The sequence below is a fragment of the Paraburkholderia sp. JPY419 genome (assembly GCF_050435705.1).
Lineage (GTDB): Bacteria > Pseudomonadota > Gammaproteobacteria > Burkholderiales > Burkholderiaceae > Paraburkholderia > Paraburkholderia youngii.
Map to the genome: position 1 here is coordinate 1,703,418 of NZ_JBNDKV010000004.1, position 23,119 is coordinate 1,726,536.

Genomic DNA, 23,119 nt, shown 5'->3' on the forward strand with positions numbered 1-23,119 from the left:
GCCACGGGACCACGCACAACCTCGCAACGCAAACGACGCAATCCACCGGAGACACCGATATGGACATTCACGAATATCAGGCCAAGGACCTGCTGGCTGGGTTCGGCGTGCCGATCCAGCGCGGCGCGGTCGCCTACACCCCTGACCAGGCCGTGTACTGCGCGACGGAACTCGGCGGCTGGCATTGGGCCGTCAAGGCTCAGGTCCACTCCGGCGCGCGCGGCAAGGCGGGGGGGATCAAGCTATGCGAGACCTACCACGACGTGCATGAAGCGGCCACCGGTCTCTTCGGCAAGCGCCTCGTGACGGCGCAGACGGGACCGGATGGCAAGATCGTCGAGCGTGTCTACATCGAGGTCGCGGAGAGATTCGAAAGGGAAATCTATCTCAGCATCGTGCTCGACCGCAAAGCCGAACGCGTGCGCGTCATCGTTTCCGCGCACGGCGGCATGGATATCGAAGAGGTCGTGCACACGAACCCGGAAGCCGTGCTCCAGACAGTCGTCGAGCCCGCCGTCGGCTTGCAGCCATTCCAGGCGCGCGAACTCGCCTTCGGACTCGGCCTGAACATCAAGCAGGTGAGCCGCGCGGTGTCCGCGATCATGGGCGCATATCGGGCATTTCGTGACCTCGATGCGACGATGGTCGAAATCAATCCGCTCGTCGTGACCGGTGACGATCGCGTCATTGCCCTCGACGCAAAGATATCGTTCGACGACAACGGCCTGTTCCGGCATCCGCACGTCTCGGAGATGCGCGACCCGACGCAGGAGGATCCCCGTGAGGCCGAGGCCGCTCAGTTTGGCCTGAACTATGTTGGGCTCGACGGCGATATCGGCTGCATCATCAACGGCGCCGGGCTCGCGATGGCCACCATGGACACGATCAAATATGCCGGCGGCGAGCCCGCCAACTTTCTCGACGTCGGCGGCGGCGCATCGCCCGAGCGCGTGGCGGCCGCGTTTCGCCTCGTGCTCTCGGACGGCAACGTGTCGGCCGTGCTCGTCAACATCTTCGCCGGCATCAATCGTTGCGACTGGGTCGCCGAAGGCGTCGTACGGGTGGCCCGGGGACTGACGGTGCCTCTCGTGGTACGCCTCGCGGGGACCAACGTCGAGGAGGGGCGACGCATCATCAAGGACAGCGGCCTGCCCATCATCACAGCAGATTCGCTGCTGGAAGCGGCGCAAAAGGCCGTCGAGGCCTCGAAAGCGCATCGTGCGCGCCGCGCGGCCAACCACAGATAAGGACTACCGACATGAGCATCCTGATCGACGAAACCACTCGCGTCATCGTACAGGGCTTTACAGGTGACAAGGCCTCATTCCACGCGAAAGAGATGATCGCCTATGGGACGAACGTGGTCGGCGGCGTGACTCCCGGCAAGGGAGGAAAGCATCACCTCGAGCGCCCCGTGTTCGACACCGTGAAAAACGCCGTGAGCGAAACAGGCGCAACTGCGAGCCTCGTGTTCGTGCCGCCCCCTTACTGCGGCGACGCCATCATGGAAGCCGCCGACGCGGGCCTGAAACTCGTCTGTGTGATCACGGACGGCATTCCGGCGCAGGACATGATGCGCGTGAAGCGCTATCTCCTTCGCTATCCGAAGGAGACCCGCACCATGGTGGTCGGTCCGAACTGCGCGGGCATCATCAGCGCGGGACGCGCGATGCTCGGCATCATGCCCGGCCATATCTACCGCCGCGGCAATGTCGGCATCGTCTCGCGCTCGGGCACGCTCGGTTATGAAGCCGCTGCGCAACTCAATGCGCTCGGCCTCGGCGTCACCACGAGCGTGGGCATCGGCGGCGACCCGATCAACGGCAGTTCGTTTCTCGACCACCTGAAATTGTTCGAGCAGGACCCCGAAACCGAGGCTGTCGTGATGATCGGGGAAATCGGCGGGCCGCAAGAGGCCGAAGCGGCCAGGTGGGTCAGCGAGCATATGACCAAGCCTGTCGTCGGCTATGTAGCGGGCTTGACCGCGCCCAAAGGACGACGCATGGGACATGCGGGCGCCATCATCTCGGCAGCGGGCGACAGCGCGGCCGAAAAAGCGCAAATCATGCAGTCCTACGGTCTCGCGGTTGCGCCCAGCGCGTCCGACCTGGGTTTCACGGTTGCCTCTGTGCTCGAACAAAATGTCACGCGCCGCGTTGCCTGACTGGGGCTATGGCACAGACACACAGTCCGACTCGCCGCGCGTCGAGACTGTGCGCCCCCTCCATGCGCTCGGACACACCGCCGACGACGGGCTGCACAAGCTCGCAACGGCCTCGGCGTCCTTGCCCACGCTCAGCGCGGAGAACTATGAGCACGCAGTGATCGACCTCCTGTCGCAACTGTTGTGCGACGTCGCGCGCGCCCGTCAGCCCGAGGTGGAACGTGCTTTGCGCGGCGAGTCCGCACACGAGTCGATGAGCGAACTGATGCACGAACGGATGAACGATCGCACCGCGCGCGTCGTCCTGCGACGCATGCTGCAAGCCCAGGGCATGTGGTTCCAGTTGCTCAGCATCGCCGAGCAGAGCACCGCGATGCGCCGGCGCCGCGAGATCGAGATCGAAGGCGGCTACGACCGGCTGCCCGACTCGTTTGCACGGGTCATCGCCGAAGTCGCCTGCGCCGGCGTCCCCGCCGCCGCAGTACGCCACGCGTTGAGCCATCTGAAAGTGCGGCCGGTGCTGACGGCTCACCCGACCGAAGCGAAGCGAGTCACCGTGCTCGAAAGCCACCGGCGCATCTACCGGCGTCTAATGGAACTCGAATCCCCGCGCTGGACGCCGCGAGAGCGCTATACGCTCGTCCTCGCGCTCCGCAACGACATCGAGCTCTTGTGGATGAGCGGCGAATTGCGGCTTGAAAAGCCCACCGTTGCGCAGGAAGTCGCATGGGGACTGCACTTCTTCGGCGAAACGCTTTTCGAAGCCGTGCCGCAACTCATCGACAAACTGCAGAGCGCGCTCGAGCGTTGTTATCCGGGCGAGCGATTCGACATGCCGCGCTTTTTCCAGTTCGGCTCGTGGATAGGCGGAGACCGCGACGGCAATCCATTCGTCGATGACAGCGTCACACGCGCCACCTTGCACGAGCACCGGGCTGCGTCTCTCAAGCGATACCGGCTACGTCTCGTCGAGTTGACGCAGATGCTCAGCATCACGTCCGAAGCGCTGCCCGTACCGGACAGTTTCCACGCAGCGTTGGCTCGCGCGCTGACGCGCAGCGGCGAACCCGGGCCGATCGCATCGCGCAATCCTGGGGAGTTGTTCCGGCAATACCTGACCTGCATCCTGCGCCGCCTCGATGCGACGCTCGCCGACACCAATCAGGCGAGCCACGGTTCGCCGGTTCCGGGCGCATACGCGAGCGCGGATGATCTGGCGGCCGATCTGCTCGTGATCGAGCAGGCGCTACTCGCGACACAAAGCCAGCAGCTCGCACGGATGCTCGTGCGGCCGTTGCGTCATGAAGTCGAGACGTTTCGCTTCAGCACCGTGCAACTCGACCTGCGCCAGAACACAACGGTCGTCGGGGAAACGCTGCGCGCGCTGTGGCGCGCGACATGCGCGACCGCGGGCGAACCGCCCGCGAGCGACTCGCCCGAATGGAAAGCATGGCTGATCGGCGAACTGGGAAAGCCCTCGGAGAGCGAAGCGCAAAGGACCCGCCGTTTCGAATCGCTGCCGCCCGACGAAGCGCAGACACTGCAGATGTTCCGTACGGTGCTCGAAATGCGTCAACGGGTGGACCGTCATGCGTTCGGCGCGTTCATTCTGAGCATGACGCATCGAGCGAGCGACGTGCTCGGCGTCTATCTGCTGGCAAAGGAGGCCGGCCTCTTTTCCGACTGGCTCGGCACCGAGAGCTGCACGTTGCCCGTCGTGCCCCTGCTCGAAACCATCGACGACCTGCGGCGGGCACCCGAGATACTGCGCGAGTTGCTGGCAGTGCCGATGGTCCGTCGCAGCATACGCGCGCAAGGCGGCGTGCAGGAAGTCATGATCGGCTACTCCGATTCAAACAAGGATGGCGGCTTTCTCGCCAGCAACTGGGAACTGTCGAAGGCGCAAACGAAGCTCAAGCGGCTTGGCGACGAGCTTGGCGTCACGATCGCGTTTTTTCATGGGCGCGGTGGATCGGTGAGCCGCGGCGGCGTTCCCGCTGGCCGCGCCATCGCCGCGCTACCCGCCGGTTCGGTCAATGGACGTTTTCGCGTCACCGAACAGGGTGAAGTGGTCTCGTTCAAATATGCGAATCGCGGCACGGCGCAGTATCACGTCGAATTGCTTGCATCGAGCGTGCTTGAACATACGCTGAAGTCCGAGCGGGAGGACGCATTGTTGCCCAAGGGCGAATTCGACGAGGCGATGGAAGCGCTCAGCGGCGCGTCGCGGGCAGCGTACGTGAAGTTCATCGAACAGCCTGGCATGCTTGCGTATTTCCAGGCCGCCAGTCCGCTCGAAGAACTGTCCATGCTCAACATGGGCTCGCGCCCTGCCCGCCGGTTTGGCGCAAAGAGCCTCGAGGATCTGCGTGCGATTCCGTGGGTGTTCGCATGGGCGCAGAACCGGCATGCGCTCACTGGCTGGTACGGCGTCGGCAGCGCGATAGAGGGCTTTCTCTCGGTACGGCAGGAGCGCGGCGCCGAGCTGCTGCGGCGGATGTTCGACGAGTCACGGGTGTTCCGGCTCGTCATCGATGAAGTCGAGAAAACGCTGGCACAGGTGAACCTGGTTATCGCGCGCGAATACGCGAGCCTCGTGCAGGATGCCCACATCCGCGACACGATCTTTTCGCAAGTCGAAGCCGAATACCGGCTCACCGTGAAGATGGTGCAGGCCGTCACGGGTTCGGCCGGTCTGGGCACGCGCTTTCCGAAGTTCAGCGCCCGCCTGCAGCGGCGCGTGCCCGCCATCGACCTCATCAGCCGGCAACAAATCGAACTGCTGCGCCTCTACCGCACGGCGGCGACCGAACGGCAGCGCCGGGCCTATCAGGTGCCTCTGCTGCTTTCCATCAACTGCATTGCGTCAGGCTTCGGCGCGACGGGCTGAGCGCCCTTGCGCCGGTCCGCGCCGCGCCTATTGGACAACCCAGGAGATTTCACTATGAGTTTCACTGTCATCGAGCAGGCCAAAGCACGGTTGCACCGTTCCGAGTTAGCCGTCCCCGGTTCGAACACCGCGATGTTCGAAAAGGCCGCACGTTCGGCCGCGGACATCGTCTTCCTCGACTGCGAAGATGCCGTCGCGCCGGACGACAAGGAGCACGCACGCAAGAACATCATCGAAGGACTCCACGACATCGACTGGGGAAACAAGACGATGATGGTGCGCATCAACGGACTCGACACGCATTACATGTATCGCGATGTCGTCGATATCGTCGAGGCATGCCCGCGCCTCGACATGATCCTGATCCCCAAAGTCGGCGTGGCTGCCGACGTGTACGCCGTCGACATGCTCGTCACGCAGATCGAAACGGCACGCGATCGCACACGACGGATCGGCTTCGAGGTGCTGATCGAGACCGCGCTCGGCATGGCGAACGTCGAGAGCATCGCTCAGTCGAGCCGGCGGCTCGAAGCCATGTCGTTCGGCGTCGCAGACTATGCGGCCTCGACGCGCGCACGCACGACGGTGATCGGCGGCGTGAATCGCGATTACGGCGTGCTCGCGGACAAGAATGAGCGCGGCGAACGCGACTACTTCTGGGGCGATCAGTGGCATGCCGCACAAACGCGGATGATGGTCGCCTGCCGCGCGTACGGTCTGCGTCCCATCGACGGACCGTTCGGCGACTTCAGCGACCCCGATGGCTACATTGCGGCAGCCCGCCGCGCCGCCGTGCTCGGCTTCGAAGGCAAATGGGCCATTCATCCGTCGCAGATCGAACACGCGAACCAGGTGTTCACGCCCGCCGAAGCGGAAGTGACGAAGGCGCGCCGCATCATGGAAGCCATGGCGCAGGCCGCGAAGGAAGGCAAAGGCGCGGTATCGCTGGATGGCCGTCTGATCGATGCCGCCAGCATCCGGATGGCCGAGGCGCTGCTTGCGACGGCCAGCGCGATCGGCAACGACAGCAGCCGTTAGCGATCCAGGGACGTGGGTGGCGGAAAACAAAAAGGGCGTCCGCAGGGCGCCCGAAACACACTGAATCAAGGAGAATACTTTGCCGCCTAACTTGCCGGCACCTGCCAGAACGGCTGCGGCGGGTGAAACGCCTCCCCGTCCGCAAACCGTTCGGCGGAGCGCAGCGTGTTCTCGATCAGCATCGTGACCGTCATCGGACCCACGCCGCCCGGCACCGGCGTGATCCATGCCGCCCGCTCGCGCACGGGCTCGAAGTCCACATCGCCGACGATGCGCCCGTCCTGCATCCGGTTGATCCCGACGTCGATGACGATCGCACCCTCCTTGACCATTTCGGCCTTGATGAGTCCGGGCTTGCCCGCCGCGACGACGAGAATATCGGCGTGTATCGTGTGCTGTGCGAGGTCCCGCGTCTTCACGTGGCAAACGGTGACCGTCGCTTCCTTCTGCAGCAACATCAGCGCCATCGGCTTGCCGACGATATTGCTCGCGCCGACTACCACGACGTTTTTCCCCGCCACGTCGATGCCCGTCGTCTCGAGCAGAAGCTGGACCCCATACGGCGTGCAAGGCGGAAAGATCGAGTTGCCCACCACCAGCGCGCCGACGTTGTACAGATGAAAACCGTCGACGTCCTTGTCGACCACGATGCCTTCCAGAACGCGCCGCACGTTGATCTGCGGCGGCAACGGCAGTTGCACGAGAATGCCGTGCGTGCTGCGCTCGACGTTGAGGGCGGCAATTCGGTCGAGCAGTTCCGCCTCGCGGCAGTCCGCGGGAAAGCGATGCATGAACGAGCGTACACCGCAGTCCGCGCACGCCTTCACCTTGTTCGCCACGTACAGCTCGGACGCGGCGTTGTCGCCGACCAGCACCACCGCGAGACCGGGCACGACACCTCGCACGGACAAGGCCGCCACGCGCTCGCGAAAGCGCGTGCGCAGACGTCGCGCGAGGTGGCGGCCGTCGATCAGTTGCGCCGTCATCGTGCGCCGTTCACGCCGGGGATCCAGTTGGTCCCGGCAAGCGGCACACGGGCCATCGCCGCTGCTTCGACCGTGAGCGCCACGAGGTCCTCCAGCTCCAGGTGGTGCACGTTCTGCTTGCCGCAGGCTCGCGCGATCGTCGTCAGCTCCATGTTCAGCGTCTTCAGATAGTTCTTCAGGCGCTTCGCGCCGACATCGGGTTTCAGCCGCTCCTGCAACACGGCGTCCTGCGTCGTGATGCCCACGGGACACTTGCCCGTGTGGCAATGGTGGCAGAAACCAGGCGCCGTGCCGAGTCGCGCATAGTCGTCGAGCGCGTTGACATGGTGGCCGTCCTCGACGTACGAAGCGCTATTGCAGCCGAGCGACACCAGCACCCCCTGACCGATTGCGACGGCGTCGGCGCCCATCGCCAGCGCCTTCGCAATGTCGGCGCCGCTGCGGATGCCCCCGGAGATGATGAGCTGCACCTGCCCCTTCATGTTGAGGTCTTCGAGCGCGTCGACGGCTTGGCGCAGGGCAGCAAGCGTCGGAATGCCGACGTTTTCGATGAAGCAGGTTTGCGTGGCAGCCGTACCGCCCTGCATGCCGTCGACGACGATCACGTCCGCGCCGGCATGCACCGCAAGCTTGACGTCATTGAACGTGCGCGTCGCGCCAACCTTCACGTAGATGGGCTTCTCCCAGTCCGTCATTTCGCGCAGTTCGAGGATCTTGATCTGCAGATCGTCGGGGCCCGTCCAGTCCGGATGGCGCGATGCCGAGCGCTGGTCGATACCCTCGGGCAGCGTGCGCATCTTCGCGACACGCGGCGAGATCTTCTGGCCGAGCAGCATGCCGCCGCCACCCGGCTTCGCGCCTTGTCCTATCACGACCTCGATGGCGTCCGCCTTGCGCACGTCGTCGGGATTGAAGCCGTAGCGCGACGGCAGGCACTGATAGACGAGCGTTTTCGACGACATCCGCTCTTCTTGTGTCATACCGCCGTCGCCGGTCGTCGTCGAGGTGCCCATCTCCGTGGCCGCACGGCCGAGCGACTCCTTCACATTGGCCGACAGCGCACCGAAACTCATGCCCGCAACCGTGATGGGAATCGCGAGTTCGATCGGCTTTGTGGCGAAGCGTGTGCCGAGCACAGTCTTCGTCACACACTTCTCGCGGTATCCCTCCAGCGGATAGCGCGACAGCGATGCTCCGAGAAACAGCAGGTCGTCGAAGTGCGGCACGCGCCGCTTCGCCCCCAGGCCACGGATCTCATACAGTCCGTGTGCCGCGGCGTTCTGGATATAGTCGATCGTCTTGCGGTCGAAGCCCCAGGACTCTTCAGTGGCGATGTGTTTCATGTGTACGGGCTTGATTTCCATGGCGGGGTCCCTGGTTCAATATTCCTGATTCGCGTCGGCATTCCAGTGGTACAGCGAGCGAGCCGATGCTACGCGTCTGAATTCCTTGGGGTCGAATTCGGCGAATGCTGGGCCGGCTGCGCGCAACAGCTGTGCAACGGCTTCCACGTCGGCGCCTTGCATCGGCTCTTCACGCGCATCCGCACCCAGCGACTTGACCTTGCCGCGCACGTAGATCACCGCCTCGTACAACGAGTCGCCCAGCGCATCACCCGCATCGCCGCAGATCACGATCCGGCCGGCCTGCGCCATGAACGCCGAAAAGCTTCCGACCGATCCCTTCACGACGATGTCCGCCCCTTTGAGCGAGATGCCGCAACGCAGGCCTGCATCGCCTTCGATGACGAGCAGACCGCCGTGCGCGGATGCACCCGCCGCATTGGAGGCGAAGCCCTTCACGTGCACGCGCCCGCTCATCATGTTCTCGGCCACACCCGTACTGGCGCTGCCCGAGATCGTCACTTTCGCTTCCTTGTTCATGCCGGCGGCGTAGTAGCCCGCGTGGCCGTCGATCTCCACCTCGATGGGCAAATCGAGTCCCACGGCGATGTTGTGCGCACCATCGGGATTGGAGATGAACACCTTGCGCGTGCCCGCTTGCGCGGCCTCGCGATGCAGGAAGCCATTCACGTCCGTCACCGACGCGGACGCCAGGTCGAAGTTCACACTGTCCATACGTACATCTCCTCTGGGGCCGGTTCGAAAACGCGCGCGTGCTTGATGTCGGGAAGGTGCGCGAGCGAGCGGAACTCCGAAGCAATGGCGACGAAGTCGTCCGTCTCGGCCACGACGGCCGGCTTGCACGCGAACGGATCGCGGATCAGTGCGAGCTTGTCCGGCGTGCCCATCAGGAACGTGTAGAAACCGTCGAGCTGCTCGAAGCCCTTTTGCAAGGCGGTTTCGAGATCGTCGCCCTCGCGCAGCCGGTATTCGAGAAAACGGCATGCCGCTTCCGTGTCGTTGTCCGTGTCGAAGCGAATGCCATGCGGTTCGAGCATGCGCCGCACGCCGTTGGGGTTCGACAGCGAGCCGTTGTGCACGAGGCAAAAGTCTTCGCCAGCCGTGAACGGGTGTGCCCGATCGGGCGTCACGGCGGACTCCGTCGCCATACGCGTATGGCCGACCAGATGCGTGCCCGTCAGCCCGCTGAATGCGTAGCGGTCTGCGACCATGCCGGGCGTGCCCGTGTCCTTGTACAGGTCGATCATGCGGCCGGTCGACAGCACATGCAGCCGGGGATGTGTTTCGCGGATCCAGTGCTTGACCGTCTCGGGATCGATGGCGACGCTCAGGATCGCGTGATTGTCCTTCGCATGCACCGATGCCTTCGCGCCGAGATGCTCGTTCAACTCATGCGCGAGCCCCTGCCAGTTGAAGTCGGCGCCCTCATCGGTGAGGCCCGAGTAGAGGCTTATCTTGCGCACGCCATCCGCGGTGGGCTCCGTGAACACGGCCAACCCTGCCGAATCGGGCCCCCGCTCCGTCATGCCCAGCAACATCGGCACCATCAATTCTCCGAGCCGGCCCCGCAGCTCCGGCTTTTTAACCAGTAGTCCCACAATTCCGCACATCGTTTTCTCCTCGCGATCACATTCAAATCGACAAACTGTCCTGGTGTTGGTCAGAAAAATTCGAGGTACGTCTTCTGTTCCCAGTCCGACACATGGCGCATGTACTCGATCCATTCCATGTTCTTCAGACGCAGGAATTCCCCGCCCGCCGGTCCCAGCGCTTCGAGCATCACTTCATCGTGCTCCAGTGCATGCAGCGCGGCCGAGAGGTTCTGCGGCAGGATGCTGATGCCGTGCTCATTGAGTTCCTGCGGGGACATTTCATAGAGATTGGCATTACACGGCTTGCCTGGCTCCAGACGGTTCTCGACGCCATCGAGCCCGGCCGCGATCACGGCGGCAGTCGCGAGATATGCGTTGCAGGCGGCGTCGGGCAGGCGCAGTTCGATCCGGCCGCCCGGAATACGCACCATCGACGAACGATTGTTGTCGCCATAGCTCACGTAGGCGGGTGCCCATGTCGCGCCGGTCAAGGAACGGCCCACGACAAGACGCTTGTATGAATTGACCGTCGGGGCGCAGATCGCCGTGAGCGCCGCGGCATGCTTGAGAATGCCCGCCGTCCAGTGATACGCGAGCTTCGAAAGGCCAAGACCATTCTCGTCGTGGTCGTCGGCGAAGAGGTTTTTCTTTCCGTCCGAAATCGACATGTGCATATGCATGCCGTTGCCGGGCCGGTTCGCGAAGGGCTTCGGCATGAACGAACAGATCAGGCCGAGTTCGTTGGCGATCTCCGCGGCCGCCATCTTGAAGAATACGTAGTGATCGCAGGACTTGAGGCAATCCGTGTACGTGTAGTTGATCTCGAACTGGCCGTTGGCGTCTTCGTGGTCGATCTGATAGACGTCGATGCCTGCCTTGATGAGCGCATCCGTCAGGCGTTCGAGGAACTCGCGCGAGCGCGAGAGCCCCTTGTAGTCATAGCAGGGTTTGGGCAACGCGTCGGTGTGATCGCACGGCACGATCGCGCCGTCGGGGCCCTTGCGCAGCAGGGAGAACTCGGGCTCGAGGCCCGTGTTCAAAATCCAGCCCTGTTCTTCGAGACGCCGCACCTGCCTCTTGAGCGTCACGCGGCTTTCGAACGGCCAGGGTTCGCGCTTGACATGCCCATCGCACACGATGCGGGCGTAGCCCGGCTGCCATGGCACGAGTTGCAACGTGTCGATGTCGCCGACGGCCATGAAGTCAGGCCCCTGCGGATCGATACCGAGCCCCCATACTGCGAAGCCTGCGAAACCGGCGCCTGCCGTCAGAATGCTGTCCAGGTGAGCGGCGGGCACGGACTTGGTCTTCGCCACTCCGTGGATGTCGACGAACTGGGCGAGGATGTACTTTACCTCGTTCTCTGCTAGAAACTTGCGGGCGAATTCGGGGGTCATGTGAATGTCCTCAAACGTAATAAGTCCAGGGGTTTCGGAGAACGCTGGCCCGTGTTCGCGCCCGCGTCGACCACGTGCTCACTACCGGGGCGGCGACTGATCGATATCCGTAATCGCGGCGATCCCGACCGGGCCGCCGCCAAGCTCGGCAGCGATGCCCGAGAAGGTTTCCCACAGATACAGCCCGTACGTTCCGTCGGCCCAGATCCGGTAGTAAGGCCTGCCTGCCCGGGCGCCTGGCATGACGGTGACGGCGACTCCCGCCATCGAGGTCAGCACGACTGGCCGGGCCGCCAGATCGAGCGCGCGGAAGTTGACATTGCAGGTTTGCAGCAACAACTCGTGCACCGCTTCGCCGCATAGCACGAGCGCGACATCCTGATGCAGCACGGGATACACGTGCACGGGCGTGTCGAGATGCGACATCCGCACCGAGCTGCCTTGAATGAGTCCGTCTTCGATCAGATACTCGGCGAGGCCCAGCCGCAACACCACGCCACCGGCGGCGAGCGGCGCCCAGCTATTGGGCTGCGCCGGCACGGGAATGCCCTGTGCCTGCAGCCAGGCGGCCACGCCGTTGCCCTTGAAGCCGGTGCGGGCAAGGTACGAGACGTCGGCAATCCCGAGCGTCTGCGCCCGTGCGCTGTCTGCGTCATCGATCTGCAAGTCGATGCGCATGTCGTCGCGCACGCTCCATTGCAGGCTCGCCGGCTTGCGTGCATCGCTGACCGGGCTCATTCGAAGTGGCGCGTTCATGCGGTCTCCTTTTTCGGCGAAGCGGTTTCGGTCGTGACGCTGTCCTTCTGACGTTCGTTCTCCGGGTCGTAGAACGGTGTGGAAACGACAGTTGCGGGAACCATCCGGCCATCCGTCAAACGGAAGCTGATGCGCGTGCCGGGCTCGGCCTGGTCCGGCCGCACGAACGCGAGACCGATCGTCTTTTTCAGGGTTGCGCTCCATGCGACGCTCGTCACGCGCCCCGCAATCTCGCCGCGATCGATCACGAGATGACACTCGCGCAGCCCGGTTTCGCGTTGACCCGCGTCCAAAGCAAAGCCGACGAGGCGCTGTTTGGCCGGCGCCCTGTCGATGATCTGCAGGCTGCGCTTGCCGACGAAGAACGGCTTGTCCATCTTCACGGCCCATTCCATGCCCGCGTCGCGCGGCGTCGTCAGACCATCGGTGTCCTGGCTGACGATCACGTGGCCCTTCTCCAGCCGCAACAGACGCTGAGCTTCGACACCGAATGCACGAATGGCGTGTTCCTTGCCGGCTTCGAGAAGCGTGCGCCAGAGCGCTGCGCCGTACTCGGCGGGAATGTGGATTTCGTAGCCCCATTCGCCGACGAAGCCGACCCGCATGAGCCGTGCTGGCACGCGATGCTGATCGAGCGCGATGCCCGTCACGCGCACACCGAGATACGGAAACGCGGCGGACGACAGATCCAGATCGACGAGCCTGGCCAGCACCGCACGCGACGCCGGGCCGGCGAGATTGACCGCCGCAAACGCGCCCGTGACGTTGACGATGCCGCAATCGAGTTGCCAGATGGTGTTGAGCCGCGACAGCTCACGATAGATGGCGGCAGCGCCCGAGGTCGTCGTCGTGAAGTAAAAGTGATCATCCCCGAGACGCGCGATCACCCCGTCGTCGATCACCACACCCGATTCGTCGCACATCACCGCATAGCGCGTCATGCCCGGCTTCAGGCCTGCGTACTTCGACACGTACACGCGTTCCAGAAACTCGGCGGCCTGCGGCCCGCGCACCTCGATCTTGCCGAGCGTGCCCACGTCGATGACGCCCACGCCATTGCGCACCGCGAGCGCCTCTTCCTCGATGCATGTCCCGCGCGCCTTGCCCGGGACCGCGTAGTACTCCGGCCGCTGCCAGACCCCTGCCGCCATCCAGACTGCATTGAGCGACTGATGCTGCGCGTGCAACGGCGTGCGCCGCTCGGGATTGAAACCACGGCCGGCAAGATGCGACATCGGCACCGGATGGAAGAACGGCCGCGCCGTAGTCGTGCCGACTTCCTGCGGCTTCTTGCCGGTGAGCCGCGCAAGGATGCGCAGGCCGTTCATGTTCGAGTGCTTGCCCTGGCTCGGCCCCATGCCGTTGGTCGAGAAGCGCTTCAACAGTTCGATGTTGTCGAAACCCTCCTGAACCGCATTCGCGAAGTCCTTCAGTTGCAGGTCCTCGTCGAAATCCACGAAGTTCTTGCCGGAATCATGGCCCACGATCGGCCAGGGATGAGAAGGCGATTCCTGCTCCGCGAGACGCGACCGGGTCGCGCTCGCCGTCTTCACATCGCAGAAGCCGCTGTGCGCCGCCGCCTGAATGCCGGCGCGCGCGCCGTCCAGCAGCTTGCTCTCGAACGTATAGACGCCATTGACACGGCCGCACGCGAAGACACCGGGCGGCAACTGCTCCGGCACGAACTGCTCGACGTCATGGTCGAAGCGCATCTTCGTGTTGGCCTGGTACAGAAGGTTCGCCGCGGGCGCCCAGCCCACGCTCATGAGCAACGTGTCGCATTCGATCAGGCGCGTCGCGGCCGTCGAGGCGCGCAAACCGTCTTCCGCCGAGAACGCGCCGACGCGTACGCCCGTCAACTGGCTGCCCTTGGCGTCCGGCACGGCCTCGACGACACAGCTCGACATCAGCACGTCGACACCCTTCGCTCTCAGAACGCGTTCGAGCTCCTGGCATTTGTGCGATGCGCGCAGGTCCACGACCGCAGCGACCGGGATGCCGCGAGCGAGCATGTCCAGCGCCGCGCGATAGCCATCGGCGTTGGCCGTGAGCACCACGGCCCGTTTCCCGGGCGCGACGCTGTAGCGATACGCGAGTCGCTGCGCCGCCGAAGCCAGCATCACACCAGGCAGGTCGTTGTTGCGAAACACTGCCGGCTGCTCGAATGCACCGCTCGCGACGATCACCGCTTTCGCACGCATCTTCGTAATGCGCGTCGGCTCCACGAGAGGCACCCACAGGTCGGCGTAATACGCCGCCGCGAGCGTTTCCGTCATCACGCGGATGCGCGGGTGTCCAAGCGCCGCCGTCTCCAGCTCGCGGGTCCGCTCGAATCGCTTCTCGTCGCCACCCAGTTGATAGCCGCCGCTGCCGCCGATGCGCGCGTTCTCGTCGACGATGACGACGTCGGCGCCCTGTTGAGCCGCAGCGAGCGCCGCCGAAAGACCCGACGGACCCGCGCCGATCACGAGGACGTCACAGAAGCCATAGCGTTTCGGTGTGCGAATATGCGGCGCGTTGAAGTCGACGGTACCAAGGCCCGTCATCGCGCGAAACATGCGTTCCCAACGCGGAAACCAGCGCTTGCTGTGGAACGCCTTGTAGTAGAAGCCGACGGGGAGGAACGCGGCGAGCTTGCCAATGACGCGCCCTCGATCCGCGTCCACGCCGCCGAACGTGTTGACCGAATGCCAGTTGCCCTGCGTCAGGGCCGTCACATCTGCGCGCACATTCAATCTCGCGCCGTCCTGAAGCATCACGTTGACATCGTGATTGGCGAGCGAAAGCACGCCGCGCGGCCGGTGGTATTTGAAGCTGCGGCCGAGCACGTGCACGCCGGATGCCCACAGTGCGCTCGTGATCGTATCGCCTGAAAGGCCGCTATAGTGCTTGCCTTCGTACGAGAAGCCGATGTGCGTATTGCGTGTGATCCATTCGCCGCGATGAGGTGTGAGACGCATTCAGGCCTCCGCGCCGGCAAGGTAAGTACACAGCACGAGATCTTTCGCAGTATCGCGCTCGGCAATGAACCACGTGTTGCTCGAGGTGTGGCACCACCACTCCTGCTTCACGCCCGCAGCGCCGTTGCGGCAGAACACGTAGTCGGCCCATTGCGCATCGTCCGCGACCAGCGGATCTGGCATCGGCCGTATCTCGCCCCAGTACGTAAACTCCGACATCGGGCGCGCACCATTCACCGGACAGGTCATGATCTTCATCGTCATTCTCCAGGTCAGTGGCCAACGGATGCCGCACCCTTTTCGCCCGTCAGCGAGAAGCGGCGGAACCGGTCAAGCGAGAAACCCTCGATCAGCGGGTGGCTGGTGTCGTTCGCCACCGTGTACGACATCGTCTTGCCGCATACGGGTGTGGCCTTGAAGCCCCAGGTGCCCCATCCCGCATCGAGGTAGAAGCCCTCTACGGGAGTCTTGCCCATGATTGGCGCAAAGTCAGGCGTCATGTCGGCCATCCCCGCCCATTGCCGCATCACCTTCGCCTGCGACAGGAACGGGAACATTTCGAGCATGTGGGCAGTGAGGCCTTCCACGAAATCCAGCGTGGAGCGGGTCGAATGCAGTTCGTACGGATCGAGCGACGCACCCATCACGAGTTCTCCGCGTGCCGACTGGCTGATGTAGACATGCAGGCTGCCGGACACGAGGATCGGATCGAGCCAGGGCTTGAGCGGCTCGCTCACCATCGCCTGAAGCGGGTGGATGAAGATGGGCGTGCGCACGCCTACCATGTCCGTCATGCGAGGGGTCGAGCCCGCGACGGCGCACAGCACCTTGTTCGTCGAGATGTAGCCGCGCGAGGTCTTCACCCCTTTGACCTTGCCCCCCACCACGTCGATGCCGAGCACCTCGGTTTGCTGATGAATCTCGACGCCTCGCTGATCCGCCCCGCGCCCGTAACCCCAAGCCACCGCATCATGCCGTGCAACGGCGCCTGGCGCGTGATACAGCGCTCCCATGATCGGCGCGACACCCCCGCATGAAATATCGATCATCGGTGCGGCTTTCTTGATTTCGTTCGGCCCGACGACTTCCGAATCCACCCCGTAGTGTTTGTTGACTTCCGCGCGCCAGCGCATCGTGCGCATCGCGGAATCCGTATGGGCAAGTGTGTAGTGGCCGCGCGTCGAATAGAACAGGTTGAGGTCGAAGTCCTGGGAGAGGTCCTGCCAAAGTTTCACGGACTCGTCGTAGAACTTCACCCCTTCGGGCGTCAGATAGTTCGAGCGGATGATCGTGGTGTTACGCCCGGTATTACCTCCACCGATATACCCCTTTTCCAGCACTGCCACATTCGTAATGCCGTGCTCCTTCGCAAGGTAGTACGCCGACGCAAGACCGTGGCCTCCAGCGCCGATGATCACCACGTCATATGAACGACGCAACGTGTCGTGTCTGGTGAACATCCTCGGTTCCGGGTGTTTCTTCGAGAGAGCGAAGCGGACAAGACGCCATGGCATAACACACACTCCTTTGTGTTGCCCCCGCGAGGGGGCGGCTCTGCGACCTGGACAAACCAAAGATGACCGCGCAACTACCGCAGGACGATGGTCTTGTTGCCGTGGATCAGCACACGATCCTCGAGGTGATAGCGTAAGCCCCGCGCCAGTACGGCCTTTTCGATATCGCGGCCAAGCCTCACGAGATCGTCTGGCCGGTCCGAATGGCGCACGCGAATCACGTCCTGCTCGATGATCGGCCCCTGGTCCAGTTCTTCCGTCACGTAGTGACAGGTGGCACCCGTGAGCTTCACGCCGCGCCCGTATGCCTGGTGATAAGGCTTGGCGCCCACGAAGCTCGGCAGGAACGAGTGATGGATGTTGATGATTCGCCCCGGATAGGCCGAGCACAGGGTCGGAGACAGAACCTGCATGTAGCGCGCGAGCACCATCGTGTCGGCGCGCGCATCGTCGAACAGGCGCTGGACTTCGTGGTACGCCTGTGCCTTGTTGTCGGGGGTGACGGGCACGTAGTGGAACGGAATCCCGTGCCACTCGACGAAGCTGCGCCACGTCTCGTGATTCGAGATCACGCACGGAATCTCGATGTCCAGTTCACCCGCCTTCCAGCGCGCGAGCAGATCGTAGAGACAGTGCTCGAGCTTCGATACGAGTATCACGACCCGCTTCTTGACCGAGTTGTCGGAGATCTTCCAGTCCATCGCATACTCGCGAGCGATGTTGGCAAAGCGCTCGCGAAACGCGTTGATGCCGAATGGCAGCGACTCCGCGGCAATCTCATGACGCATGAAAAAGCGCTTTTCGATCTCGTCCGCGTGATGAGTGGCCTCGATGATCCACGCGTGATGTTCGGCAAGGAACGTGCTTACAGCAGAGACGATCCCGATGCGGTCGGGACACGAGAGGGTAAGCGTGAAGCGGTGCATGGTGGAGGACATGGTGCGCATCGAGCCGAAGTGGGAAGTCGTTGAGCACAACAGTAGCCAGATAAAATGCCACCGTCAACGTGAATCAACTTTTTTTCTTGTCAGGAAACACCCGTACGACTTTTCTACCCATCGGGGAGTATCGCGATGCATGTAATCCCACCGCCCAGAAAATCGCTCCCGCTTACCCCAAAAATGCTCTGCAATCCCCATCCGGCGTCCGAGGTGCATCTATGCTCGCGACCTATCGGTCGAAAGCTTGCCTTTTGAATAGCGTGAATGCGAAGAGCGGGATGAATGCGCACCCCCGACCATCAGGTGCGGATTTGCGCGAGGCGTCGAACTTGTCGATGTGCGCTCGGTCGACGCAGCGCTCAATCGCTGTCAGTTCGACCGTGCGCTAGTTGATGCCGTAGCGCGCGAAAGGCAGTTGTCCCGCCAGCGCGCCAGTTTGTGGAAGGTCGTGATGCCAGAACGCAGGTGAAATGCTATTCACTCGCGTCGGGCGAGTGCCCGTACATGATGACGGTAATGAAGCGGATGGGCAATTTGATTAGTCGTTCGGGGCCATGCGCAACCGACCCTTGAAAGGTCAGTGCGTCGCCGGGCTGCAGCAGATAACTGCGATTACCATGGCGATATTCCATTTTTCCCTGCAGCATATAGATGAACTCGGTGCCGGGGTGTTCGAAAGTCGGAAATACCTCGGCTTCGTCGTCCAGCGTGATGAGGAACGGTTCGAACAGCTTGACGGGCCCCTGGTCATAGGCGAGCAGATGATACGTGTGCCCTTTGGTGGTACCGCGCCGCACTACCTCCATTCCAGTACCCGACTTCACGTGCTGCGCATTCCCCTGGCGATGCTCGAAGTTCTTGAATAGCGTGGAAATCGATATGCCCAGTGCGCGCGCAAGGCTCACGATAGAGTCCAGGCTGGTCGACACCTGCCCATTCTCGATCTTCGACACCATGCTGCGCGACAGACCGCTTTGCTCCGCGAGGTCGGCAATCGTCAGTCCCTGATTCGTCCGGTGCTCCTTGACGACCTTCCCAAGGAATGCCTCGATAGACCTCCCGTCGCCAGTCTCATCAGACTCACTGGCAAACAACTCGGAATCTTTTTCGCTTTTCATCGCTCGGCTCTACACGTGACTATCGACAACCGGATGCGGAGACCCATGCGTAACGGCCCGCACTCGCATAGTACCAGCGGCTGGCGAAGGAAGGACGAGTTCTTTCCGTCTGGCTATCGACGTGCGATGTCAGCCGCGGGACAGACCCAACGCGAGGTCTATGGCCGGTTGCAAACTGGAACGGCCATTCGCGCGGAATATCGGCCGGCAAGTCGTCGGCCTTATGTAAAGCTCTCCATAAGGCAGACGTTCAAGTGATGGCTTTGGTCGGTCGGCTTGACGGCACGTGCGCACCTCCGCAGTCGTAAGCGACGCGTCCGGACCGGTTAGTTAGTGCAAACCCGGCAGCGCGCCCGCCTCAGGCGCCGCCGCGAGTCCCATCCGTGCAAGGTGCGGGTCATTGCACGCTTGAGCGCGCGTGTTCATGAAGCGTCTCGCTCACCCAGCACGGCTCTGCAACGCGATCCGCCAGAATCAGCGCATTCATGGAGACTTTGCACCCGGCGCTGGCAAACGCTTCCAGTTGCGGAACGGTTGCTCGGGAAAGGGCTACCGGCTTGCCGCCAAGGATGTTCTCGAATCCTTCGCCGTAGACGTCCCAATGCGCCAATCCGCGCCGGCTCGTGCACTCGCGAAGCATGCGCGTGAGCTGCCGGGCGGAGTCATGCTCGCCGGCCCAGATCATGATGGGTATTGAACCGAGGGCGAGGCCGTAGACGATCGACAGGTCGTGCCCGATCGAAGCGACGAGTTCGGCACAGTCCCTTGCCAACCTGACAGCGCGCTCAGTCTCACCTTGCAGCCAGAGAATTCGCATGTACACCGTCATGCTCGCGATCCGGCCATCCATCTGCGCATCGTTCGCCTTTGCAAGATTTTCCCGCGTGGGACCAGCTTCTAGGGCGATGACCCTCTCGATCAGCGTACGCGCTTTCGCCTGATCGCCGAGGTAATGGTGTGCATAGGCGAGATTGCGGCCCGACATCTGATTGAGCGTCAAGTCTGCGGAACGATCCGCGAACGCCTGCATCGCCTCGGCCAGTGCGAGACCTTCCAGGTATCGACCTGTGACAAGCCGATGCGCAAATACACCCCACAGAATGCGGAATTCCAACGCCTCGTCACCCAGTCGTCGGCTCAACGCGTAGGCACGTTCAAAAGCGCGTGCCATTTCGATGGTTGGCCCACGCGTATGCCAGAGCGAGTGTCCGTAGGCCACCAGCAGTTCGGCGTGCCGCGTGCTGCCGGCCTGCTCGGAGCGCTCAACCGCTGCAATGGCGTGTTCGGCCATGCTGAGGAACTCGTGCGGCAGCGACAGATGGAGCCAAAGCGGCGCCGTGGCGATAACGAGATCGATTTCGAGCTCCGGATCGCCTTCCTGATGGGAGGCCCACTCGAACGCCGCGCGGATATCGTCAATTCGCTTGCTGAGCTGGGCCAGCCATTGGGGTTGCGCCTTGCCGTCCCAGGCGGCGCCCAAGTCCGCGAAGGTCTCGCAGCAATGTATGGTATGGAGGCGCCTGTTCGCGTTCGCTTCGCCGGCTTCCAGCAATCGAAGGTGTGCGTATTGGCGCGTCGTATCGAGAAGCCGATAGGGGTTGTCGGCGTCACCGATATCACGTGCTACAAGCGACTTGGCGACAAGGCCGCTGATTGCGTCAAATACCGCCATTTCGTCGATCTGCCCGCAGTGTGCCACCGCAACGGCTTCACGCATGCCAAACGAAGAGCGCATCACCGACAGCCGGCGCAGGACGTGCTGCTCACGCGGGTCCAACAGCTCGTAGCTCCAGTCAAACGTCGCTTTCAACGTCTGATGCCGCGGCAGTGCGGTACGGCGCCCTTGTGTGAGCAGCGCAAAGCGGTCGTCCAGGCGCGCGGCGATCGCACGCACGTCCATGTGCGCGACGCGCGCCGCGGCAAATTCGATCGCCAAAGGAATTCCGTCCAGGCGTCGGCAAATGTCGGCCACGGCGCCGATGTTCGAAACCGTGAACTGAAAGGCGTCGTCGGCAGCCTTTGCGCGGTCGTGAAACAACGAGATGGCTGGATAGCTTCCGGCCGCCTCGATGCCGATCCGCGCACCGACGTCGGGAAACGGCAGGGCCGAAAGCCGATGCACCGACTCGCCATCCGCGCGCAACGGCTCCCGACTTGTTACCAGAAGGTGCACGCCTGACGCGCCTTGCAGCAACTGTTCCGCGACCTGCGCAACCGCCTCGACGACATGCTCACAATTGTCGAGCACCAGGAGTATTGGGGTGTCGCCCAGTGAGGCAATCAGGTCGGGGACTGGATTGCCGCTGAATACGGCGACGCCGAGCGTCGACGCCACGGTACTGGCGACGCTCGCCTTGTCGGAAACAGGGGCGAAGTTGACGAATAGTGCGCGGATACCGGTACGCCCGGAAAAGCGATGCGCGATAGCCACGGCGACCGTGGTTTTGCCGATGCCGCCGGGACCGGCGATGGTCAATAGCCTGCGCTCGGGAAGCTGATCGGTCAGGCCGTCAATGACATCCTCCCGGCCGATGACCCGGGCGAGGGTCACGGGCAACGCTCGCGCACTTTCATCGGGGGTACTGGTCGGCGCAGTCGGCGCGGGGGCGCTGACTTGCGTAGCCCTCGTGGAATGGACCGGCACCGCGAGCCGATAGCCGCGTCCATTGTCGTTCACGATGTACCGGCTTTCCGATTGTCCATCGCTCAGCGCTTTCCGAAGGGTGGAAACGTGCACACGAAGCGCGCCATCGTCGACGACGCTTTCTTTCCAGACCTGGTCGCGCAGTTGACGAGTCGAGACCAGTTCGCCACCGTGCTCGGCTAGCACGATAAGAATATCGAGCGCACGACTGCCGATGCGGACTTCGTCACCATTTCTGGTGAGGACACGCTGCGGGAAATCGATGCGGAACGGGCCGAAAGTCAGGCTATACCTGGTAACCATCAAAGCACCATGCGGGTCAACGGTACGATTATCCGTTGCGGTCAAAACAAGCTGTCCGGCAAATCCCGTCCCTGCAAAGTCGGATACACGCGGGTGATTAGAATCGCTCTATCCCCGTGGCTTCGGTCGCGGACTGGCCTCCTGGATCGACGGCGCGATTCTACGCATTCATATCCTGGCGAAAAACTGCGGCTAGCGAGAAAGATATTTGAAAAAAGATCAAATATTGGCGGTCGGCGTGTCAGAATCTCGACCCTAAACCTGTTCAAAAACGACTCGATTTGGTTCCGAAAACAAGTATGAAGAGTACGTTCGATGAGTTAGAGGCATTCGTTTCCGTGGTGGACACGGGATCCATCACGGCAGCCGCGAATCAGCTAAATCTAACCATTTCGGCAACGAGCCGAACGTTGGCGCGGCTCGAAGACAAGCTCGGGACGACGTTGTTGCGCCGGACGACACGCCGGCTGGAATTGACGGAAGAAGGACAAGCGTTTCTCCGCGACGCGAGGGCGATTATTTCGCTTCTGGAGAACGCGGAGGAGCAGATGGCAACCCGCCGCGAGCGACCGTCGGGGCGCTTGCGTGTCGACGCAGCAACGCCATTCATGCTGCACGTCATCGTGCCGAACGTGCCGGGTTATCGAACTCGCTATCCGCAAGTGGAACTGGAGCTCAATAGCAACGAAGGGATCATCGATCTGCTCGAGCATCGCACCGATGTTGCCATCCGGATCGGCCAGTTGAAGGACTCGACCCTGCACAGCAGACCGGTGGGCAGCAGCCGTATGCGTATTCTCGCGAGCCCGCAATACCTGGACGCGCATGGCCAGCCGAGGCGGGTGGAGGATCTAAGGAAACTTTCACTGCTGGGATTCACTAAACCAGAAGGGTTGAATGTCTGGCCCATTCTCGGGCCCGACAATGAGCCTTACCGCATCTCGCCCGCCGTTCACTCCTCGAGTGGCGAGACGCTTCGGCAGTTGGCCCTTGCGGGTGCCGGCATTGTGTGTCTATCCGACTTCATGACGGCGCGCGACCGTCGCGAAGGGGCGCTGGTGCAGATTCTGCCTCGCCAGACGCTTGATCTCCGGCAGCCGATCAACGCAGTGTACTACCGCAATACTGCGATTTCGTCGCGCATCGGGTCGTTCGTCGATTATCTGGTGGAGTCAGTGCGCGGTTCGGAATTCGAATCCTAATAGAGGCCCGCGTGACCTTCAGGCGGTTAGCAGCCGCAATGGCTCGGTAATGGCCTGCGCAACCGGTAACCGCTCAAACGGATCGCGGTGAATATCGGCCAGATCGCGAACTGCCGCAGCGTGCGCCCGCCGTCACGGGCAGGTCGCGAAAGGCCGCTTTTTCAAATGCGGGCGACTAGCTCGTTTACATCTGCGTCCAGCTTCCCGATTCCTGAATCCATTGCGATTTCCCAGATGCTCGCGTCGCTGA

Annotated in this window: 17 protein-coding genes; 5 read left to right on the plus strand and 12 right to left on the minus strand. The window is 62.8% G+C overall.

Features of this window, described 5'->3' with window-relative positions; translation table 11 throughout:
• The first annotated feature begins 59 nt into the window (after positions 1-59).
• From QFZ91_RS36340 to QFZ91_RS36355, 4 genes are read left to right on the plus strand one after another with little or no spacing between them, the layout of a single operon-like run.
• Positions 60-1,247, plus strand: coding sequence for a malate--CoA ligase subunit beta (locus QFZ91_RS36340; RefSeq protein ID WP_429570222.1), 1,188 nt, complete (start codon positions 60-62; stop codon positions 1,245-1,247).
• An 11-nt stretch (positions 1,248-1,258) separates the two neighbouring features.
• The gene (sucD, locus tag QFZ91_RS36345) at positions 1,259-2,164 is read left to right on the plus strand and encodes a succinate--CoA ligase subunit alpha (RefSeq protein ID WP_429570223.1); all 906 of its coding nucleotides are present in this window, start codon (positions 1,259-1,261) and stop codon (positions 2,162-2,164) included.
• Positions 2,142-5,054 carry a phosphoenolpyruvate carboxylase gene (locus tag QFZ91_RS36350; RefSeq protein ID WP_429570224.1) on the plus strand — a complete coding sequence of 971 codons (2,913 nt, stop codon included), beginning with the start codon at positions 2,142-2,144 and terminating at the stop codon, positions 5,052-5,054. The genes sucD and QFZ91_RS36350 overlap by 23 nt, the downstream gene beginning before the upstream one ends.
• Positions 5,055-5,108: 54 nt before the next feature.
• Positions 5,109-6,092, plus strand: a complete 984-nt coding sequence (locus tag QFZ91_RS36355) for an HpcH/HpaI aldolase/citrate lyase family protein (RefSeq protein ID WP_429570225.1) — start codon at positions 5,109-5,111, stop codon at positions 6,090-6,092.
• An 86-nt stretch (positions 6,093-6,178) separates the two neighbouring features.
• Here the strand turns inward: QFZ91_RS36355 and folD are convergent, their stop codons facing one another.
• The 12 genes from folD to QFZ91_RS36415 form a co-directional block, all read right to left on the minus strand.
• On the minus strand, positions 6,179-7,078 hold the full coding sequence (folD, locus tag QFZ91_RS36360) for a bifunctional methylenetetrahydrofolate dehydrogenase/methenyltetrahydrofolate cyclohydrolase FolD (RefSeq protein ID WP_429570226.1): 900 nt from the start codon (positions 7,076-7,078) through the stop codon (positions 6,179-6,181).
• Positions 7,075-8,442: an FMN-binding glutamate synthase family protein gene (locus QFZ91_RS36365; RefSeq protein ID WP_429570227.1), complete on the minus strand. Its 1,368-nt coding sequence runs from the start codon at positions 8,440-8,442 to the stop codon at positions 7,075-7,077. The genes folD and QFZ91_RS36365 overlap by 4 nt, the downstream gene beginning before the upstream one ends.
• Positions 8,443-8,457: 15 nt before the next feature.
• Entirely contained in the window at positions 8,458-9,156 is a 699-nt protein-coding gene (locus tag QFZ91_RS36370) for a protein glxC (RefSeq protein WP_176125245.1), read from the minus strand.
• Positions 9,144-10,052 carry an amidophosphoribosyltransferase gene (locus tag QFZ91_RS36375; protein WP_176368160.1) on the minus strand — a complete coding sequence of 303 codons (909 nt, stop codon included), beginning with the start codon at positions 10,050-10,052 and terminating at the stop codon, positions 9,144-9,146. The genes QFZ91_RS36370 and QFZ91_RS36375 overlap by 13 nt, the downstream gene beginning before the upstream one ends.
• 50 nt (positions 10,053-10,102) lie before the next feature.
• Positions 10,103-11,431 (minus strand): type III glutamate--ammonia ligase, encoded by a 1,329-nt coding sequence (gene glnT, locus QFZ91_RS36380; RefSeq protein ID WP_176383709.1) that lies wholly within the window; start codon positions 11,429-11,431, stop codon positions 10,103-10,105.
• 81 nt (positions 11,432-11,512) lie between these two features.
• A complete protein-coding gene (locus QFZ91_RS36385) occupies positions 11,513-12,187 on the minus strand; it encodes a hypothetical protein (RefSeq protein WP_429570228.1) in 675 nt (224 codons plus the stop codon).
• Positions 12,184-15,147 carry a glycine cleavage T C-terminal barrel domain-containing protein gene (locus QFZ91_RS36390; protein ID WP_429570229.1) on the minus strand — a complete coding sequence of 988 codons (2,964 nt, stop codon included), beginning with the start codon at positions 15,145-15,147 and terminating at the stop codon, positions 12,184-12,186. Before QFZ91_RS36390 ends, QFZ91_RS36385 begins: the two co-directional genes overlap by 4 nt.
• Entirely contained in the window at positions 15,148-15,405 is a 258-nt protein-coding gene (locus QFZ91_RS36395) for a sarcosine oxidase subunit delta (RefSeq protein WP_429570230.1), read from the minus strand.
• 14 nt (positions 15,406-15,419) lie between these two features.
• Positions 15,420-16,607, minus strand: coding sequence for an FAD-dependent oxidoreductase (locus tag QFZ91_RS36400; RefSeq protein WP_255208991.1), 1,188 nt, complete (start codon positions 16,605-16,607; stop codon positions 15,420-15,422).
• A 128-nt stretch (positions 16,608-16,735) separates the two neighbouring features.
• Positions 16,736-17,608, minus strand: coding sequence for a formyltetrahydrofolate deformylase (gene purU / locus QFZ91_RS36405; protein WP_429570231.1), 873 nt, complete (start codon positions 17,606-17,608; stop codon positions 16,736-16,738).
• Positions 17,609-18,075: 467 nt separating this feature from the next.
• Positions 18,076-18,720, minus strand: coding sequence for a helix-turn-helix domain-containing protein (locus QFZ91_RS36410; RefSeq protein ID WP_176383717.1), 645 nt, complete (start codon positions 18,718-18,720; stop codon positions 18,076-18,078).
• A gap of 397 nt (positions 18,721-19,117) precedes the next feature.
• A complete protein-coding gene (locus tag QFZ91_RS36415) occupies positions 19,118-21,667 on the minus strand; it encodes an ATP-binding protein (RefSeq protein WP_429570232.1) in 2,550 nt (849 codons plus the stop codon).
• A gap of 299 nt (positions 21,668-21,966) precedes the next feature.
• Here QFZ91_RS36415 and QFZ91_RS36420 point away from each other — a divergent pair, with 299 nt between their 5' ends.
• Positions 21,967-22,869: a LysR substrate-binding domain-containing protein gene (locus tag QFZ91_RS36420; RefSeq protein ID WP_429570233.1), complete on the plus strand. Its 903-nt coding sequence runs from the start codon at positions 21,967-21,969 to the stop codon at positions 22,867-22,869.
• Positions 22,870-23,119: the final 250 nt, after the last annotated feature.